We start from the raw sequence: 14571 nt of genomic DNA on the forward strand, positions 1-14571 counted from the left end.
CGTTAAATTGACCTTCATTATGGTCGATTTAAGCAGTGGATTACAACACGAAATGCACAATTATTGGGTCATCACAATTTTTCCTGAGGCGGATGATGACTTCAAAACACTGTATCATAATCGGTGCACCAGTCGATAGCGGCAAGCGCAGAGCGGGCTGTCTTATGGGCCCGGATTCTTATCGCACAGCTGGATTAGGCGACGCGTTGCAGGACTTGGGTCATTCGGTCAAAGATATGGGAAACTTAACGCCTGCCAATCACCAACCTGAATCAGAAAGCACACACCTGAATCAGCTAAATGAAACAATAGGTTGGACACACCGGCTCATTCGTATCGCCGAGGATTCGATGGAACACGGGCTACCAATTTTTTTAGGGGGTGACCACGCGCTTGCCTTAGGCAGTGTTGCTGGCGTTGCAAACTATGCGGCCAAAAAGAAACGGCCCCAGTTCGTGCTTTGGTTAGACGCACATAGCGATTTCCATACCCCCCAGACGACGGATTCCGGAAATTTGCATGGGACGCCATTAGGCTATGTCACAGGACGCGAAGGTTTTACAGGGTTTCCGGCTGTCACATCACCAATCCCACAAGAAAACATTTGCATCCTTGGCCTACGATCCGTCGATCACGCAGAGCGTGAAGCGTTGCAACAGACCGCCATCCGATTTCATGACATGCGCCAGATTGATGAAACAGGGATTTCCAAGCCCCTCACTGATTTTCTTGCACATGTCGATGAACAAAATGGCCTGCTTCATGTATCATTGGATGTTGATTTTCTAGACCCCTCAATAGCACCGGCTGTTGGAACCACTGTTCCCGGTGGCGCGACGATGCGCGAAGGGCATTTGGTCATGGAACTGATCTGTGACAGCGGTTTGATGACCTCTTTGGATCTTGTTGAGCTTAACCCCTTTCTGGATGAACGCGGCCGGACAGCTCAATTGATGGTGGATCTTGCAGCCTCAGCGCTTGGGCGTCGTGTCTTTGACCGCCCCACGCGGAGCTTTCTATGACCACGATTCAAGCCCCCGCAGCCGTCGTTATGATTCGCCCCCACAATTTTCAGTCCAATCCCGAAACACGGTTCGACAACGCTTTTCAAACGCCTGATACCGCTACAAACGTCGCCCAACGCGCGCTTGAAGAGTTCGACACTGCCACCTCTTGCTTACGTAAGGCGGGCGTTCAGGTGCATGTCTTTGATGATTTCGGGGAAAGGGAGACACCAGACAGTGTTTTCCCAAACAATTGGTTCTCCACCCACACTGGAGGGCATGTTGCTCTCTACCCAATGCATGTGGAAAATCGCCGGCGCGAACGGCGTACGGACGTCATCGACATGCTCAAACAAGACTATCGAGTTTCCGACGTCGTTGACTACAGCGGCCTGGAACAAGACGGGCTGGCATTAGAAGGCACAGGGGCAATGGTGCTGGACCACATCGGGCGCATCGCCTACGTGGCGCGATCCGATCGGGCAAATCCCATTATACTGGAACGGTTTTGCACCCACTTTAACTATGAGCCGCTCTGCTTTGACGCCACCGATCAACAGGGACGCGCTATTTATCACACAAATGTCTTGATGGGCATTGGAACCGAATTTGCATTGATCTGTCTGGACATGATCAAGGATCTGGATAGACGTCGCACCATTCTGGACCGCCTTAGCGAAACCGGGCGCACAGTGATCGATCTTTCAGCCGAGCAAATTGCCTCTTTCGCAGGAAACGCGATTGAACTGACTGGCAACAAACGCGTTTTGGCATTGTCAGCACGTGCACTTGACGCTCTACGCCCTGATCAGATTGCCATCATCGAACGCACTGCAATACCCCTTCCATTAAATATCCCAACGATCGAAACCGCCGGCGGGTCTGTCCGCTGCATGATCGCAGGTATCCACCTCACTCGCCGCCCCAAAAGGACCGCAGCATGACCCACACATCCCTTTCCCCCTCCGACAAAGCTTTGGTTCCGTTTGTGTCAGTCGATCATATGATGCAACTCGTTCATCGCATCGGGATCGAACAGATGCTGACAGGGATCGCGGCATACATCGAAGCTGACTTTTTGCGTTGGGATCTGTTCGACAAAACGCCGCGCGTTGCCAGCCATTCTGCCGAGGGCGTGATTGAGCTGATGCCAACCTCTGACGGTGAAGTTTATGGGTTCAAATACGTCAATGGTCACCCCAAAAACACCAAAGAAGGGCTGCAAACAGTAACAGCATTTGGCCTACTGGCTGATGTCGCGACCGGCTATCCGGTTTTGCTCAGCGAAATGACTTTGCTGACTGCGCTGCGCACAGCGGCGACCTCAGCCCTTGTTGCCAAACATCTTGCCCCCAAAGGGGCGGATACGATGGCCATGATCGGAAACGGAGCCCAATCCGAATTCCAAACTCTGGCGATGAAGGCAATCTGTGGTTTGAAAACCGTAAGGCTCTACGACAAAGATCCTGCTGCAACTGCTAAATGTGCGGCCAACCTGGCTGGTCAGGGGCTGACTGTCGTTAGCTGCACTACTCCCGAAGAAGCAATTCAAGGTGCGCAGATTTTGACGACTTGCACAGCCGACAAACAATGCGCAACGATTCTGAGCGACAACATGGTAGGTAGTGGGGTTCACATCAATGCCATTGGTGGCGATTGCCCCGGCAAAACAGAATTGGCCGAGGCCATCCTGCATCGTTCTGACATTTTTGTAGAATATCCCCCTCAGACACGTATCGAAGGTGAAATTCAACAATTGCCAGACGATCACGAAGTCACAGAATTTTGGAAGGTCATTTCAGGAAAAGTTGCTGGCCGGACTTCAGAGACCCAGATCACCCTGTTTGACAGTGTTGGATTCGCGATCGAAGATTTCAGCGCTTTGCGTTTTGTTCGCGATCAACTGGAAACGACAGGGCTGTTTCACGCATTGGACTTGCTCGCAGATCCTGACAACCCTCGCGATCTTTTCGGAATGCTCCTAAGATCTTCAGCAAACTCGAACAACCACTAGGGCTTAGCAGACTCCTGTAATGAAGCTGCCAAGACCAGAAGAAGCGGGAAATTTTTAAGTCTTGGCGGCATTCTAAAATCCATCATAGGTATTTTGGTTCCGTCACCAGTTCTTGCACGATAAATGAGATGTGCCTCGCTTAACCAATGAGGAGCGAACTGCCTAAGCAAAGATCGTGAGAAAGCGGGAGGCAAGCCGAGATCTCATCAACTGAACACCTCAACGCGTTGTTTAACCTACGCTATCACTACTCATTTTCCTGATTGAAAAGTTCCAATCCCTTCAGGTTAGGCTATTACAAGGGCTGATACACAAGCGGAAAAGGCCCCCTGCTTTAGCCAAAAACCTGAAGGACCGCGGCCTAAAAATACCAGGAAATCTTGTTAAACATCGAAAGCAGCCGTTACGATAATCTCTACTTTCAATTCAGGTCTCGCAAGCTTTGCCTCACCACATGCGCGCGCAGGTGCTGCACCCTTTGGAACCCAAGCATCCCAGACGGCGTTCATTTCTGCAAAATCATCCATATCTGCGAGCCAAACGATAGCTTGTAAGATTTGCTCATTCGAAGACCCAGCGGTGGTCAACAATGCCTCGACGCGAGACAGGCAATCTTTTGTTTGATCTGCGACAGACTCGCCAGCGCCAACTTGCCCACATAGATAGGCCACTCCGTTGTGCTTTACGATCTTGCTCATCCGAGCGCCGGTCTCGATACGTGTTATTGTCATAGTCTGCTCCATTTTGTTCAGAGTACTTTTCGTTCATAGCGACCTATTCGAAAGGCCTTGAGATCAAAGTCGGTTTTTCCGTTTAAGACCAGATCGGCCAGCACTTTTCCGACAATTGGTCCCAGTTGGAAACCGTGCGCTGAGAACCCAAAGGCATGAAAGGCATTCTGTGCATTCACGGCCGGCCCAATCACTGGGAGATTGTCCGGCATGTATCCCTCAATTCCGGCCCACATCCGGTTAATCGACGCACTCGCCATAATCGGGAAAAACTCAATCGCTGTTTTTGCCGCGGAAGCCAGCTTTGAATAGTCTAGGCGGGTTGTGTTTTGATCGCGATCTGCAAACCCTTTGGCCCCACCACCAATCAAAACCGTTCCGTTTTCAAACTGCTTAAAGCTCAGCTGGCGACTTACAGCCCCAACCACTGGCTTTGCAAAATGAGGCAGACGTGCCGTGATCATCAACATTGGTGCAGCAAAACTAAGTGGGACATAATCTCCAATGCGCATCGCAACCTTATCACCCCAGGCACCCGCGCAATTGATGACCGTACCCGCTTCATAGGTCGTTGTTTGCGTTCGCCCAATCCAAACAGGGCCTACATGACGAAGCGAAGAGAGCTCCTCTCCTTCGACAAAACGGGCACCATACTGCATTGCTGCCTGACGAAATGCCATTGTCGCCTGATAGGGCAACGCATATCCATCAAGTTCAGACGTCACGCCCCCAACACAAGAAGAGTGCACATGAGGCAAAACCTCACGCAGTTGCGACTGATCCAGAAGATGTTCGTGGAAGTAGCCGGCCTTTTGCATAACTGTTTGGCGCGATTGCAGCATCGCGATGTCTGCCCCATCTGCCGCCACATTTACCAATGTTCGTCTACGGAATCCTGTCTCAAACTTAAGCGTTTCGTCCAGTGTCTGCCACATCTCCATTGAGGCTTTGGACATTGGTATCTCGGCCATGTCCCGTCCCAACAGCCGAACGCCCCCGGCATTCACACCCGATGCATGTCGCGCGATGTAATCTTTTTCAATCACGATGACAGAAACGCCCTGCAACGCTAGGTGATAAGCAGTTGAACAACCCTGAATGCCGCCACCAATGATCATTACATCCGCATTCATCCCGACACCTCTGCCTCGGTTCCGGTTTCATCATCATACCGAAAACGGCTAAACTCCGCTAAACTCAGCAAGCGTTGCGGACTGCGCAAACGGTAATAACCAACAGCCTCTTCTGGTTCTTGACGCCAGCGCGCCAACAGCGAACTGACGATAGGCCCGCATTGTCGCCCTTGGCAGGGCCCCATGCCACACCTGGTCAGAGATTTTAGGGCATTTGGATCGCGCGCTCCTGCTTCATAACCAGCGCGTAGATCCTTTAACCGCTGTTCTTCGCACCGGCAGACGAGGGTCTCTGGATCTTTAGGAAGTCTCAGCTCTTCGACAGGCTGATACAGGCGATCAAGGAATGCCCGAAACGGTGCCATTCCAATTAGCTTAGATTGATCTTCGCGCGCACGTTGGTCTCGTTCAGTCAGCGAAAACACATTCAGCCGATACAAAATGTTACAGGCCGCAAGCCGCCCGGCGCATTGGACACCATCAGCACCAATGATCCCAGCCCCATCCCCAGCGACAGCAATATGCGGGATTGAGCTCTGTCCCCATGAATCCGTCTTCACTTGCCAACACTGCTGCGCTTCGTTCCAAAGGTGCTCAAGACCCAGTGATCGAGACATGTTTGAATGAGGAATGACACCATGATGCAGAAATACTGTTTCCGCCTGAATTTCCTGAGCTCCGTTGCATTCGAATGCAAGGCCTGTGGCGGCTGTCTTTCCCAATATTGAAAGGTTTGTCGCGGCTTTGAATACCGGCACCCCAGAATTAGATATTTCGCGCATCAGGTTCAACCCCTTGCGCAGCATCGGCCAAGACCTCAGCGCAGCGACACCACCGGGAAGAGCGGCGAGATAGTTCGCTTTGGGCGTTGTATCTATAACGCCAGCAACTTTGACCCCAAGCCGAAGGTATTGCGCAACGATAAGGTAGAGTAAGGGGCCGGATCCCGCAAAAATTGCTTTTTCGGCAACAACGGCATCTGACTTTAGCATCACCTGAGCCGCGCCTGCGGTCATAACCCCCGGCAATGTCCAGCCTGGAATTGGCATCGGCCTCTCAATTGCACCGGGACACAACAGAATTTCACGTGCCTGCAACTGCCGCGTTGTGCCATTTAGGGAATAAAGTATCGTGCCGTCTTCACCGATGTGCCAGACGTCTGCCGCTGCGATGTGGGTTGCTGCGCAAGACTCGAACGCAGTGATCAACGCAACGCCTTCGGTGTAATCTAGGCCCAGTGCTTCTGGCCTTGGCAGAACACTGTCCGCTGCAGAACGATAGACCTGCCCACCCGCCCGCGCAGCTCGATCCATGATCACAACACGGACACCGGCCTCAGCCAACAAGATGGCAGCGTTCATCCCGGCAGGGCCACCTCCGACAATAGCGCAATCATAGATCATCAGTTGATGCCTCGGACCGGATGGTGAGATTTTGTGTTTCGATGTTCATGCCCTCTCGAGCGCGCCGCAAACAGGCTTGCTGATTTGCCATACCGTCAATTTCAACCAAACACTCAAAGCAAACACCCATTGCACAATAAGCGCTACGCGCCTCACCAGAAATAGCGGCCTGACGTGTCATGGTTTCTCCACACAAAGCCATCGTTGCCCAGACAGTTTGCCCTTCGGGTGCAGATATTTTTTGACCGTTTACGGTCACGGAAACAGTTTTCTCGGGCGAAAGCCGAAGCGACCTGAACATGAACGAAGCATCCTTGATAATGTTAGATGAACAGGGCGACCCAGGAGATGGCCGCCCTGTCCAGTATCACGCATCAGGGGAGAAGCTATTGCGCGATCTGGTCTAGAATGGACTGCCCCCAATCCTGCCCTACGTCGGCCAAGACCTGCGGCCAGACTTGCGCGCGTACGTGATCAGCAGTTGCGGCAAGTTCTGCATCGCTCAGCTTCACGATTGTGGCACCATTATCAGCAAGCTTTTGTTCAAAGGCGCCTTGATCCGATTCAGCTGTGGTCCAACGTTTTGCTTCGAACTCCAACGCAGCAGCTTCCAAAGCCTCACGATCACCATCGCTCAGGTCAGCTAATGCACCAGAGTTTACGATCATGTACCAAACCTCAAAGTGAGTATTCACAGGCACATAGGCTGAGGTGACATCTCGAAAAGACGCATAATATCCCTCGGCACCAGACCCCACGACACCATCAACTACTCCGGTTTGAACTGCTGTAAAGGCTTCTGAAAACGGTATCGGCGAAGAGATGTAACCCAACGCGTCTGCCGTCAACTGGAAGCTCTTAATGCCGGGCACGCGCACCTTGATGCCTTTGGCCGCGAGCGGGTCGCCAGGAGACACTGGATCGGTGTGCAGGGCAACCCCACCAAAATACACGGGATACGCTGCCAGCATGGTAATGTCTTGCTTGGAATACAAATCTTTCATCGCGCCGTGGATTGCGCCACCGGGGCCATAGATCTTTTTGGCTTCTAACCAATTTGCTGCCACATAAGGAAATGCGCTGATCTGCATACGCCGATCCACAGCGGTGGCAGCAGGCTGTACAGCCATGTCAATCGCACCAACTGAAATGCGTTCCTGTACCGATGTATAGTCCCCAAGTGCAGAAGCCGGGAACAGCTTCAGATCCAGCGAACCACCAGTGGCTATAGATACGTTTTCCGCAAAAGTCCTCAGTTCATTGTCGATGGTCGCGCCTTGAGGGCGAATGTGGCTCAGTTTGAGCGTATCAGCCGAAGCAATACCCGCCGTCGCAACAATAGTTGCTGCAAGACAAGTTGATTTCAGAAAGTTCATCATTTTTGGTCTCCTCCTAGAGTGTTTGAGATGATGTGTGTGAGTGGTGGGAACGGTTAGTAGCCAAAGAACCGAGGCAGCCCGAGCGACAGGTCCGGCCAAAAACTGGTCAGAAAAACAACAGGCAGATACCCTAGCAAGATCAACATCATGGCAGGGCGGATCACTTTGGTAACCGGGACCTTGCCGATACGAGCACCTAGATACAGGATCGATGCATATGGCGGGGTCACGCCTCCCATTGCGGTATTAACCCCCATGATCGCAGCGAACTGGACAGGGCTAACACCGATGGCTTGCATCAAGGGCAGCAAGAGTGGGGCAATCAAAATGATGGCGGTGACATCGTTTACGACCATGCCGACCAGAAACAACAGGACATTGATCAGGATCAGCAAGATCATCTTGTTGTTTGTGATTGAGAAAATCGCTTCAACCAAAGCTTGCGGGATACTCTCCAGCACAAACATCTGGCTCAAGATCATCGAGAACAGGATCATCAACATGATCGCACCGACCGATGTCGCTGCTTCGCGCCCTGCCCCAAGAAACGTTTTCACGTCCAGTCCGCGATAAATCAAAAACCCAACTGGGATGGCATAGATCACGGCCACAGCCGCGGCTTCCGTTGGTGTCATGATACCACCATAGATCCCGCCGAGAATGATCACAGGCATCAACAAAGCAGGTGTCGCTTTGAACCCCAGGCTCGTAGCTTCGGCCACGAACTCGGCACCTTTAGGGGGTTCATTCAGGTTCAACGGAAACTTGCGGGCCATTCGAATGTTGACGATCGAAAAGCTGAGCATGATCAACAAGCCGGGCCCCAGCGTTGCCAGAAAACACGCCAGGATTGATGTGTCTGTGACCCAGCCATAAACAATCATCGTTACAGATGGAGGGATCAGCAGCCCCAGCAAAGATGCATTGGCAATCAAAGCCGTCGCGTATTCACGAGGGTACCCTTGCTTTTCCATCTCAGGGATCAGCAAAGGGCCGATAGCCGCAACCCCTGTCAGGCCAGATCCGGAAATCGCACCAATCAGCGCACAAGATACTGTAGCAACAACCCCCAATCCGCCGCGCAAATGGCCGATGAAGATATTAACGAAATTGAGCAGCGATGCGGCAATGCCAGAGACACTCATGATCGTGCCGGCTAGAACAAACAAGGGGATCGCCAAAAGAACAGGATTGCCCAATTGCTGGAAACCCCAAAGCATATTGCCCTTCATCACAACATCACCGAGGTAATACATGACCATCAGGCCAGCCCCAAAACAGTAAGGCAACGGAACACCAAGCGTCAGCAAGACAACAAGGATCAATACCGCGAAAAGAGCGATTTCAATCATCAAAACGGTCCTTTGCAAAAATGGTGCGCAGGTGGGTAATCAGGTGACCTGCGGTGAACAGCATCATCAGGGTCATCCCCAAAACGAGTGAGACGTCGACCCAAAATGTCGGCAAATAGAGAGTTGGGCTTTCACGCCAAACGCGCATCGAATACTTGGCATAATCACAAGCCCAGTACGTTAGCCACACGCCGATGATCAGGCTGATAACTTCACCTACCGCTGCCTGAATCTGGTTGTGACGATCCGTTGTAAGGAAGATCTCAAGAACGTTGGCGCGGATATGCGTGTTTTCCCGAGAGGCGTTCACCGCCCCCAAAACATACAGCCACAAGGTCGGGAAAAGGAGACTTTCCTCTAACCCCATAACTGGAATTTCCAGTACATATCTAGTGATGACCTGCACAAACTGACCCAGCGCAACAACGCAGATCAGAACTGTTAACAGGATGTTTGCAAACGGCGTCATGAACCCCTCCGAACAAGCGCAAATGCGTCTGCGCTGATGATCAAAGGGTCGCGAGGTCAGCCCATTAAGTCAAAACGATTAAATTGATGAAAGTATAAAGTAAGCTTATGGTTTACTAAATTTATATGGAATTACAATCATTATGAACCTCAGCTTTCGACAGCTTCAGGCCTTCAGAGAGGTCATGCGCACAGGATCAGTATCCGAGGCGGCGCGAATCCTTGGCCGAACGCAACCCGCAGCCAGTGCGCTGATCGCCAATTTGGAAGCCGAATTAGGTCTGTCTTTGTTTCGCCGCCAGCGTGGGAAAATGGTTCCAACCCCCGAGGCGCGATATTTCATTACGGAAGCCGAAGCCATTCTAGACCGATTATCTCTTTCAACTCGGACCATGCGTGAAATCGGTGAGCTGTCACAAGGACGTCTGAAAATTGCATGCATGCCGGCTGCATCACCTGTTTTAATGCCTCAGCTAGTTGCTGAGTTTTTACACGACAAGCCTGACGTCAAAGTCTCGCTCATGATGCGGGCCTCTTCGGTGATCGAAGAATGGATTTCATCGCAACAGTACGACATTGGTCTTTCAGAAACGCCCGCGGTTTCGGGATCTTTGGATACTGAAGATTTCCGGCTATCCTGTGTTTGTGCCTTACCCGCCGATGATCCACTTGCAGCAAAAGATGAAGTTACGGCAGCTGATTTGGACGGACGACCAATGGCGGCGTTGCAAGACGGGCATCAAAACCTCATCGAAACAATGAAAGCGTTTGCAGAGCAAAAATCCACTTTCTTTCAGAGGTTTGAGCTGCGCAGTTTTCAACCGGCAATGACATTGGTAGAGAATGGATTGTGCTATTGCATCTGCGATCCGATTACAGCTGCAGGCTATATTAAGGGTCATGCCAAACCTCGACCCGTTGTGTTTAGACCATTTCGACCCAGTGTCGTCTTGGCCGTTTCCATTCTACAGCCCGCCCATCGCCCACCATCAACGTTAGCCACAAACTTCGCCCAAAGTCTCAGCCAAGAGTTGCGAGAACTTCAGGCCGTTTTTCATAAAGCAGATGGCGTGACCACAACATCCTAAACTGACGATTGCAAATCAACCGATTACGGACCTGAAAAGAGCGCGAACCCATCTAGGGTCCACGCTCTCAATTTCTAAACCTAGGGGATAGAGTTCCGGTCACCCCATCAAGGTGTTTTCAAACTGGTCTCGCAATGTTCGCTTAAGAACCTTACCTGTCGCGTTGCGGGGCAAAGTTTCCACGAAAACCACCTGATCAGGCACCTGCCATTTCGCAATTTTATCATCATAGAACGACAACAATTCGGCTTCTGTCGGGTCTTTGCCTTCCGCTTTGACTGCAACCAACAAAGGCCTTTCGTCCCATTTAGGGTGAGGAACGCCAATAACGGCAGCGTCCGCGAGTAATGGGTGACCAACTGCAATGTTTTCCAGTTCAACCGAACTGATCCATTCACCACCAGATTTTATGATGTCTTTGGACCGATCGCGGATTGTCATAAACCCATCAGGATCCAGCGTGGAAACATCGCCAGTTGCAAACCAGCCATCCTCCAAGAGTGCCTCGTCTTGTTTGCGGAAATAGCTATCCAACACCCAATGGCCGCGCACCATCAAATCGCCCTGTGTTTCACCGTCATTTGGAAGTTGATTGCCCTCATCATCGACAATCTTAAGCTCTACGCCAAACGGTGGGCGCCCTTGATTTTCGCGCAATTTGTTCTGATCTTCTTCAGAAAGGAGCGCGTGTTTGGCTAGTGGCATATTTGTGGATCCCAGGGGGCTCATCTCGGACATGCCCCACGCATGAATCGTTTCAACCCCGTATGTTTCCCGGAATTCTTCCATCATCGACGGCGGGCACGCTGATCCCCCGATAACCGTCCGCTCAAGGCTGTGCAATTTCGAACCTGAACTGCCAGCATATGTCAAAAGACCCTGCCAAATCGTTGGCACTCCCATCGCGAGCGTGACGCCATGATCATCTATCAGCTTAACCAACGCCTCTCCGTGCAGATCAGGACCGGGCATCACCATCCGGGATCCCGACATGGCACATGCATAGGGTGAGCCCCAAGCATTTACATGGAACATCGGAACAACGGGCATCACCACGTCAGTTGCTGAATATCCAACGCAATCCAAAGTGTTAGACGCAAAAGCATGCAACAATGTTGATCGATGAGAATACAACACGCCCTTTGGGTGCCCGGTGGTGCCTGAAGTATAACACAGGCTGGACGCGGTGTGTTCATCGAGGTCAGGCCAGGCAAAATCAGCATCCCCGGTTTCGATCAACTCATCATAGAACTGCAATCCGGGCAATTGTTCAGCGGCAGCATCATCGCGCGGGCCCATTAGTACTACATGCTTCAAATCCGGAAGCTGATCCCGCAAATTCACTGCGATCGGCAGAAACGTCGCATCCAGAAACAGAACCTGATCCTCAGCATGGTTGATGATATACACCAACTGTTCCGGGAACAGACGTGGGTTGATTGTGTGACAAACAAAGCCTGCTCCGGACACTGCATAATAGATTTCTAGGTGACGGCGGTTGTTCCACGCGATAGTAGCCACCCGCGCTTGCGGGTCCAAGCCAAGCTTGGTCAGCGCCGAGCCTAACTTGCGTGCATTGATGCCAACTTGTCCCCAAGACGTTTGCTCGACTCCGCCCGTCGTATTCACTGACCAGATTTCCGTTTCCCCGTGATATCGCGCAGCGTGATCGATAAGCGACGAAATCAGCAACGGCTGTGTCATCATCTGTCCAAGCATGACAGATCCTCCCAAAATAGTGCCGGATCGCATTCGGTCCGACAGTTCAATACCTTAAGTCCAGAAACGCATGAGACGTTCTTTCTCGTTCAATCAAGCGGCACAGGACTTCCCCTCACCGTCAGAGTCTGCCAATGAAATACCGACATTACAATAACCTGCTTGCCCAATCAGACTGCGACAGATAGCAGTTTGCCTTATGACCCTGCGTTACCACACCCCGCTTAGCTCAGACGACCAGCGCGCGAATGGTTTGCTTGAACCGCAGCCTTTGGCCATTGCGGATCGCGTGCGGTTCGCAGAGCTTGATCCTCTGCAACACGTGAATAACAAAGCCTATATTGAGTGGTTTGAAACACTGCGCGTGAGATATTTTGATGTTCTCTGCGCGTCATACTTTGCAGATGGTTTGCCCCCGCGATTGGTCATTCGCAATGCAAATGCCCATTATGTTCGAGAAATGGTCGCTGACGAAGATTACATTGTCACTGCCCGCGTCACAGAATTCCGCAACACCTCTTTCGTCATGGAGCAACAGCTTTGGGCGGGTGACCTGCGCGCAACCTTAACAGCAGTCATGGTTGTGATGCTCCCTGACGGCTCGGGGAAATATCCTATCCCTGATAAGCTTCGCGCTGTGTTTGAAACGCGCGATGGTGCCAAAGCCGTTTAGACATCTCTATGCTTTAACACGTAATCGACAAGACCGGCGGTTGACCCATCCTTTCCTGTCGCTGGTATTTCACCCGCAACGACAGGCACTAGCGACGTTGCCATGGTCTTCCCTAATTCAACACCCCATTGGTCGTAGGAATTAAGGCCTAACAACGCCCCTTCAACAAACACACGATGTTCATACAACGCAATGATCTGGCCCAAAACATAAGGGGTTAGCTTGGGGTAGATCAAAGTTGTTGAGGGCCGGTTCCCTTCAAACACGCGATGACGGACCTGTCGTTCCAGATCCACTGCGGACAAGCGCGGTTCTTGCAACAAAATACGTGTTTCATCAGCAGAACGTCCGCGCATCAATGCCTCTGATTGCGCAAGGCAATTAGCGACAAGCAATTGATGATGAGATTTCAAATCTTTCTCGTGCCCAAGCGCCCCAACCAGAAACTCACATGGCACCACAATGGTCCCTTGGTGAATGAGTTGGAAAAAGGCGTGCTGCGCGTTTGTTCCGGGTTCGCCCCAAACGATTGGCCCTGATGGTTCGGTCAAATCTGAGCCGTCCATGGCAATAGACTTACCATTGGACTCCATCTCAAGCTGCTGCAGATATGCCGGGAGGCGAGAAAGTCTTTGTTCATAGGGAATTACGGCCCGTGTCGGGTAACCGCAAATCTGATGATGCCACAGCCCAGTCAGCGCCAACATCACGGGCATGTTCTCACTCCAAGCGGTGGTACGGAAATGGCGATCCATGGCCTGCCCCCCCAACAAGAAGGCATTAAAATCTTCACACCCAATCCCTATCATCAATGATAAGCCGATGGGTCCCCAAATTGAATATCTGCCACCAACCCAGTCCGAAAATCCAAACACCCGTTCACTCGGGATTCCAAACTCCCGCGTTTTATCGACAGCCGTTGAAAGAGCTACAAACTGTGCTGCGGGATCACCGCCCCCTGCAAGAACCCAGTCCCGTGCCGCTTTGGCATTCATGATCGCTTCGACCGTTGTAAAGCTTTTTGAGGCCACAATAACTAGCGTTCGACGCGGGTCTAAGTGGTGCAATGTGTCCGTTATATGTGCTCCATCGATGTTTGAGACAAAATGACATCGAGGGCCATTTTGATACGGTGTCAAAGCCAATGCTGCCATTGCCGGACCTAAGTCAGATCCACCGATACCGATGTTGACGACATCAAGAAAACCGCCACCGGGCCCAGTTATTGCCCCACTGCGCACCGATTTGGCAAATGCCTGCATCCGTTCCAGCGTGGCCAACACCTCTGGCATCACATCCTGGCCGTCACAATATACCGGGTCGCCATCTAAATTGCGCAGCGCTGTGTGTAAGGCTGCACGCCCTTCTGTTTCATTGATTAGAGCGCCAGAGAAAAGGTTCTCACGCATGACATCAAGCTTACGCGCCTTACAAAACGCCCCCAATTCTTGCAGGATGTCTTCATCAATCTGAGTTTTGGAAAAATCAAAACGTAGATTGTCCGTGTCAATTGAGAACTGCTCAGCCCGGGAAACATCGCGCTGAAACAGATCGAAAATAGATCTGTCTTTCACCGCTGTATGAAGCGTTCTCAATCGTTCAAACAT

Annotated in this window: 14 protein-coding genes; 5 read left to right on the top strand and 9 right to left on the bottom strand. The window is 51.6% G+C overall.

Annotated elements, in window-relative coordinates:
- Positions 1 to 95: 95 nt before the first annotated feature.
- From rocF to ocd, 3 genes are read left to right on the top strand one after another with little or no spacing between them, the layout of a single operon-like run.
- Complete coding sequence (gene rocF, locus ABWV33_RS13090; RefSeq protein ID WP_353331307.1) at positions 96 to 1022, top strand: arginase; 927 nt, start codon at positions 96 to 98, stop codon at positions 1020 to 1022.
- Positions 1019 to 1948: a citrulline utilization hydrolase CtlX gene (gene ctlX, locus ABWV33_RS13095; protein ID WP_353331309.1), complete on the top strand. Its 930-nt coding sequence runs from the start codon at positions 1019 to 1021 to the stop codon at positions 1946 to 1948. The genes rocF and ctlX overlap by 4 nt, the downstream gene beginning before the upstream one ends.
- Positions 1945 to 3018 carry an ornithine cyclodeaminase gene (gene ocd / locus ABWV33_RS13100; RefSeq protein WP_353331311.1) on the top strand — a complete coding sequence of 358 codons (1074 nt, stop codon included), beginning with the start codon at positions 1945 to 1947 and terminating at the stop codon, positions 3016 to 3018. The genes ctlX and ocd overlap by 4 nt, the downstream gene beginning before the upstream one ends.
- A gap of 383 nt (positions 3019 to 3401) precedes the next feature.
- Here ocd and ABWV33_RS13105 read toward each other — a convergent pair whose 3' ends face one another.
- The 7 genes from ABWV33_RS13105 to ABWV33_RS13135 form a co-directional block, all read right to left on the bottom strand.
- On the bottom strand, positions 3402 to 3749 hold the full coding sequence (locus ABWV33_RS13105) for a RidA family protein (RefSeq protein WP_113821581.1): 348 nt from the start codon (positions 3747 to 3749) through the stop codon (positions 3402 to 3404).
- A 17-nt stretch (positions 3750 to 3766) separates the two neighbouring features.
- Complete coding sequence (locus ABWV33_RS13110; RefSeq protein WP_353331313.1) at positions 3767 to 4882, bottom strand: NAD(P)/FAD-dependent oxidoreductase; 1116 nt, start codon at positions 4880 to 4882, stop codon at positions 3767 to 3769.
- Entirely contained in the window at positions 4879 to 6285 is a 1407-nt protein-coding gene (locus ABWV33_RS13115) for an FAD-dependent oxidoreductase (protein ID WP_353331315.1), read from the bottom strand. Before ABWV33_RS13115 ends, ABWV33_RS13110 begins: the two co-directional genes overlap by 4 nt.
- Positions 6275 to 6586 (bottom strand): (2Fe-2S)-binding protein, encoded by a 312-nt coding sequence (locus ABWV33_RS13120; protein WP_121997280.1) that lies wholly within the window; start codon positions 6584 to 6586, stop codon positions 6275 to 6277. The genes ABWV33_RS13115 and ABWV33_RS13120 overlap by 11 nt, the downstream gene beginning before the upstream one ends.
- 85 nt (positions 6587 to 6671) lie before the next feature.
- Complete coding sequence (gene dctP, locus ABWV33_RS13125; RefSeq protein WP_353331317.1) at positions 6672 to 7664, bottom strand: TRAP transporter substrate-binding protein DctP; 993 nt, start codon at positions 7662 to 7664, stop codon at positions 6672 to 6674.
- 53 nt (positions 7665 to 7717) lie between these two features.
- Positions 7718 to 9016 (bottom strand): TRAP transporter large permease, encoded by a 1299-nt coding sequence (locus ABWV33_RS13130; protein WP_353331319.1) that lies wholly within the window; start codon positions 9014 to 9016, stop codon positions 7718 to 7720.
- A complete protein-coding gene (locus ABWV33_RS13135; protein WP_353331321.1) occupies positions 9009 to 9485 on the bottom strand; it encodes a TRAP transporter small permease in 477 nt (158 codons plus the stop codon). The genes ABWV33_RS13130 and ABWV33_RS13135 overlap by 8 nt, the downstream gene beginning before the upstream one ends.
- 142 nt (positions 9486 to 9627) lie before the next feature.
- On the opposite strand from ABWV33_RS13135, the gene ABWV33_RS13140 reads away from it, so the two are divergent.
- Positions 9628 to 10572, top strand: coding sequence for a LysR substrate-binding domain-containing protein (locus tag ABWV33_RS13140; RefSeq protein WP_353331323.1), 945 nt, complete (start codon positions 9628 to 9630; stop codon positions 10570 to 10572).
- Positions 10573 to 10671: 99 nt separating this feature from the next.
- Here ABWV33_RS13140 and ABWV33_RS13145 read toward each other — a convergent pair whose 3' ends face one another.
- The gene (locus ABWV33_RS13145; protein WP_353331325.1) at positions 10672 to 12291 is read right to left on the bottom strand and encodes a long-chain fatty acid--CoA ligase; all 1620 of its coding nucleotides are present in this window, start codon (positions 12289 to 12291) and stop codon (positions 10672 to 10674) included.
- A gap of 199 nt (positions 12292 to 12490) precedes the next feature.
- Between ABWV33_RS13145 and ABWV33_RS13150 the strand changes: the two genes are divergently transcribed.
- Entirely contained in the window at positions 12491 to 12964 is a 474-nt protein-coding gene (locus ABWV33_RS13150) for an acyl-CoA thioesterase (protein ID WP_353331327.1), read from the top strand.
- Here ABWV33_RS13150 and pgi read toward each other — a convergent pair.
- Entirely contained in the window at positions 12961 to 14571 is a 1611-nt protein-coding gene (gene pgi, locus ABWV33_RS13155; protein WP_353331329.1) for a glucose-6-phosphate isomerase, read from the bottom strand. The genes ABWV33_RS13150 and pgi overlap by 4 nt on opposite strands.

It is taken from the genome of Phaeobacter sp. NW0010-22 (genome assembly GCF_040365955.1).
Taxonomy (GTDB): domain Bacteria; phylum Pseudomonadota; class Alphaproteobacteria; order Rhodobacterales; family Rhodobacteraceae; genus OMPR01.

What these genes read in the sequence shown, in the direction of transcription:
- rocF (WP_353331307.1), top strand. Translation starts at nt 96, where the DNA reads ATGACTTCAAAACACTGTATCATAATCGGTGCACCAGTCGATAGCGGC.
- ctlX (WP_353331309.1), top strand. Translation starts at nt 1,019, where the DNA reads ATGACCACGATTCAAGCCCCCGCAGCCGTCGTTATGATTCGCCCCCAC.
- ocd (WP_353331311.1), top strand. Translation starts at nt 1,945, where the DNA reads ATGACCCACACATCCCTTTCCCCCTCCGACAAAGCTTTGGTTCCGTTT.
- ABWV33_RS13105 (WP_113821581.1), bottom strand. Translation starts at nt 3,749, where the DNA reads ATGACAATAACACGTATCGAGACCGGCGCTCGGATGAGCAAGATCGTA.
- ABWV33_RS13110 (WP_353331313.1), bottom strand. Translation starts at nt 4,882, where the DNA reads ATGAATGCGGATGTAATGATCATTGGTGGCGGCATTCAGGGTTGTTCA.
- ABWV33_RS13115 (WP_353331315.1), bottom strand. Translation starts at nt 6,285, where the DNA reads ATGATCTATGATTGCGCTATTGTCGGAGGTGGCCCTGCCGGGATGAAC.
- ABWV33_RS13120 (WP_121997280.1), bottom strand. Translation starts at nt 6,586, where the DNA reads ATGTTCAGGTCGCTTCGGCTTTCGCCCGAGAAAACTGTTTCCGTGACC.
- dctP (WP_353331317.1), bottom strand. Translation starts at nt 7,664, where the DNA reads ATGATGAACTTTCTGAAATCAACTTGTCTTGCAGCAACTATTGTTGCG.
- ABWV33_RS13130 (WP_353331319.1), bottom strand. Translation starts at nt 9,016, where the DNA reads ATGATTGAAATCGCTCTTTTCGCGGTATTGATCCTTGTTGTCTTGCTG.
- ABWV33_RS13135 (WP_353331321.1), bottom strand. Translation starts at nt 9,485, where the DNA reads ATGACGCCGTTTGCAAACATCCTGTTAACAGTTCTGATCTGCGTTGTT.
- ABWV33_RS13140 (WP_353331323.1), top strand. Translation starts at nt 9,628, where the DNA reads ATGAACCTCAGCTTTCGACAGCTTCAGGCCTTCAGAGAGGTCATGCGC.
- ABWV33_RS13145 (WP_353331325.1), bottom strand. Translation starts at nt 12,291, where the DNA reads ATGCTTGGACAGATGATGACACAGCCGTTGCTGATTTCGTCGCTTATC.
- ABWV33_RS13150 (WP_353331327.1), top strand. Translation starts at nt 12,491, where the DNA reads ATGACCCTGCGTTACCACACCCCGCTTAGCTCAGACGACCAGCGCGCG.
- pgi (WP_353331329.1), bottom strand. Translation starts at nt 14,571, where the DNA reads ATGTTTGAACGATTGAGAACGCTTCATACAGCGGTGAAAGACAGATCT.